We start from the raw sequence: 3764 nt of genomic DNA, 5'->3' as shown, positions 1-3764 counted from the left end.
GCCGCCGCCGAGTGGCTCCGGCTGCGGGAGCCGGTGCTGTTCGCGAGCGCCCGGCTGGCCGTCGCGGACGGCGAGCTCGACACGCTGGCCAGGCGGCTGGTCGCCGCGTTCGTACGGGCCCTGACCGCGCACCGCGGAGCCGAGGCCGCCGCTGCCGAGCTGTACGGGCTCCATCAGCTGGTCCTCGGTGTCGCCGAGCGGCGCGGACTGCACCGTGAGCAGGCGGCGGCGCTGCTGAACCTCGCCGATCTCGACGCACGGACCGGCCGTACCCGTGACGCCCTGGCCCGCTACCGGGCGGCGCTGGACGCGGGACGCGCGGCGAACGACCCGTACGCGACCGGCCGGGCGACGGAATCCGTCGGTGGCGCCTACCAGGAGCTGGGGGACTGGCAGCGGGCCTGCGACTGGTACGGGCGGGCGCTCTCCCAGCGGCAGGCGCGGGGAGAACTCGCGGACGAGTCCCGGCTCCACGGCCGGCTCGGGACCGTGCACACCTACGCCGGGCACTACACCGACGCGCTGCGCAACTGGCGGGCCGCGGTGGCCGGATACCGGCGCACGGGAGACCTGCCGGCCCAGGCGCGGGCGCTCAGTGAGGTGGCCCGGGTGCAGGAGTACGCGGGGCGCCCCGAGGAGTCGCTGCGCACCTGCACGGAGGCGGTGGAGTGGGCGCGGCGCGCCGATGACGTGCGGCTTCAGGCGGCGCTGCACCTGCGGCTCGCCGACACCCTGGAGCGGCTGGGCGACTCTGCGGCCGCGCATCTGCACCGCGGTTCGGCTGAGAGATTGCTGGCTGATTAGCGATTTGCCTACGAAATCCGTGGTCGGTCGACTGAAGATTGATGCTTTGAAAGGCTAGACAGCGCGTAGTCCTTCATTAACACTGGTTTTCGTCGCGTCCATCCGGGATGTCTTCAGCACTGCTGTGCATAGCCGGATATGTGCGTCATATCCAGAACATCACCCCCCCCAGATTCAAGGACCGTGATCGACGTGCTGGTCGGCATCCCCCGCGAGGTCAAGAACAACGAGTTCCGGGTGGCCATCACCCCGGCAGGCGTGCACGAGCTGGTGCGCCATGGACATCAGGTCGTCATCGAGCAGAGCGCGGGTGTCGGCTCCGCGATCACCGACGAGGAGTACGTGGCCGCGGGCGCGCGCATCCTCCCCACGGCCGACGAGGTGTGGGCCACCGCCGATCTGCTGCTCAAGGTCAAGGAGCCGGTCGCCGAGGAGTACCACCGGCTCCGCAAGGACCAGACGCTCTTCACCTACCTGCACCTCGCCGCCTCCCGCGCGTGCACGGACGCCCTGCTGGAGTCCGGCACCACGGCCATCGCGTACGAGACGGTCGAGACCGCGAACCGCCAGCTGCCGCTGCTCGCCCCGATGTCGGAGGTGGCAGGCCGGCTCGCCCCGCAGGTCGGCGCGTACCACCTGATGCGCTCCGCGGGCGGCCGCGGCGTGCTGCCCGGCGGTGTGCCCGGTACGGCGGCGGGTGAGGCCGTCGTCATCGGCGGCGGTGTCTCCGGCTGGAACGCCACCCAGATCGCCATCGGCATGGGCTTCCACGTCACCCTGCTGGACAAGGACATCAACAAGCTCCGCGAGGCTGACCGGATCTTCGGCACCAAGGTGCAGACGATCGTCTCGAACGCGTTCGAGCTGGAGAAGGCGGTCGTCGCCGCGGACCTCGTCATCGGTGCCGTGCTCATCCCCGGTGCCAAGGCGCCGAAGCTCGTCACCAACGCGCTCGTCGCCAAGATGAAGCCCGGAAGTGTACTTGTCGACATTGCGATTGATCAGGGTGGCTGCTTCGAGGACTCGCGTCCGACCACGCACGCCGAGCCGACCTTCCAGGTCCACAACTCGGTGTTCTACTGTGTCGCGAATATGCCGGGCGCAGTGCCGCGTACGTCGACTTATGCCCTCACCAACGCCACGCTCCCGTACATCGTGGAGCTCGCGAACCGGGGCTGGGAGGAGGCGCTGCGCCGTGACTCCGCGCTGGCGCTCGGCCTCAACACGCATGACGGGCAGGTCGTTTACCGTTCGGTCGCCGAGGACCTCGGTCTTCCGTACACCGAACTGAGCACCTTGCTCGGCTGACACGTCAACACGCGTCGTCAATCTCACGCAACCGGCCGGACCTTGCTCGCCGAGGTCCGGCCGGTTGCGCGTCTGCCCCCTTTGCGCCCCTCGTTCAACTCGCCGTGAACGTAACCCTTTAGCCGTTTCGTACACCCGGGAAACCCGCCGAGTGATCCCTGTACGCCCTTGACACCGGGGTGTTCCGTTGCCGACACATCGGGCCGGGTCCGGCGGATTGTGTTGCTGAGGACCGGTGACACGCCATAGAGTCGCCCATCGTCGGCATGGTGCCACGCTGACCTATCGATAAAGTTTCCTGGTCACGTCCAAGGAGGTAAGACGACTTGTGAATGAGTCGACATTTACTCCCGGGGGTGGTCGATCGGGAACGCCTGCTCGGGGCCACGGCCCTGCGGGGCGCGAGGCTGTCGGCTCCGTCGCTGTCCGCGCCTCCGCGAGCCATCAGACCCACCCGCACATGACGACAGCCCACCAGAGTATGGACGGCCTACACGTGAACGCCAGGGCCGGCGACCGGAGTGGCGATTCGACCACCCACCTCGCCGTCTACAACGAGGTACCCGAGGGTCACTTCTACGACCCCGACGCCGAGTACGAGCCCGACCCGGAGTACGCGGCCACGCTCGCCCCGGACGCTGCCCGCCAGCGCCGCGAGCGGATCGGCCCGACCGGGCGGCCGCTGCCGTACTTCCCGATCCCAGGACCGCTGACCGACCACGGTCCCGCCAAGATCATCGCGATGTGCAACCAGAAGGGCGGCGTGGGCAAGACCACGTCGACCATCAACCTGGGCGCGGCCCTCGCGGAGTACGGACGGCGGGTGCTGCTGGTCGACTTCGACCCGCAGGGCGCGCTCTCCGTCGGTCTCGGTGTGAACCCGATGGAGCTCGACCTCACCGTCTACAACCTGCTCATGGAGCGGGGCATGGCGGCGGACGAGGTCCTGCTCAAGACAGCGGTCCCCAACATGGACCTGCTGCCGAGCAACATCGACCTGTCGGCCGCCGAAGTGCAGCTCGTCAGTGAGGTCGCCCGGGAGTCCACGCTCCAGCGCGCGCTCAAGCCGCTGATGCAGGACTACGACTACATCGTGATCGACTGCCAGCCGTCGCTCGGTCTGCTGACCGTGAACGCGCTGACGGCCGCGCACAAGGTCATCGTGCCGCTGGAGTGCGAGTTCTTCGCGCTGCGCGGGGTGGCCCTGCTGACCGAGACCATCGAGAAGGTCCAGGAGCGGCTCAACCCCGACCTGGAGCTCGACGGGATCCTGGCCACGATGTACGACTCCCGTACGGTGCACAGCCGTGAGGTGCTGGCCCGTGTGGTCGAAGCCTTCGACAATCACGTGTACCACACAGTCATCGGCCGGACCGTGCGCTTCCCGGAGACCACGGTCGCCGGTGAGCCCATCACGACGTACGCCTCCAACTCGGTCGGCGCGGCCGCCTACCGTCAGCTCGCCAGGGAGGTGCTCGCCCGGTGTCACGCCGAGTGAGTCTGCCGGGGGCCGACGAACTGTTCCGTACGACCGGGGGAACGGCGCTCCAGTCGTCGTCCCCGCGGCGGCCGGTCAACGGCGAGGCGCGGATCCCGGGACCCGCGGGCGAGAGCGACCCGGCCGCACCGGCCGCGCCGCCCGCCGAGCGGGA

At 69.1% G+C, this 3764-nt stretch carries 3 protein-coding genes; all 3 read left to right on the top strand.

Going from position 1 to position 3764, the window contains the following annotated elements:
- Window positions 1–804 (top strand): tetratricopeptide repeat protein (locus G3I19_RS35170; protein ID WP_164267748.1); only part of this gene is annotated, 804 nt, incomplete at its 5' end.
- Between the two features lie 192 nt (window positions 805–996).
- A complete protein-coding gene (gene ald, locus G3I19_RS35165) occupies window positions 997–2112 on the top strand; it encodes an alanine dehydrogenase (protein ID WP_164267749.1) in 1116 nt (371 codons plus the stop codon).
- 328 nt (window positions 2113–2440) lie between these two features.
- Window positions 2441–3610, top strand: a complete 1170-nt coding sequence (locus G3I19_RS37880) for a ParA family protein (protein WP_164267747.1) — start codon at window positions 2441–2443, stop codon at window positions 3608–3610.
- Window positions 3611–3764: the final 154 nt, after the last annotated feature.

Origin of the sequence: Streptomyces sp. SID10853, assembly GCF_010548145.1 — a bacterium.
In the GTDB taxonomy this organism is placed as follows: Bacteria; Actinomycetota; Actinomycetes; order Streptomycetales; family Streptomycetaceae; genus Streptomyces.
This window is presented reverse-complemented; position numbering and strand designations above follow the sequence as displayed.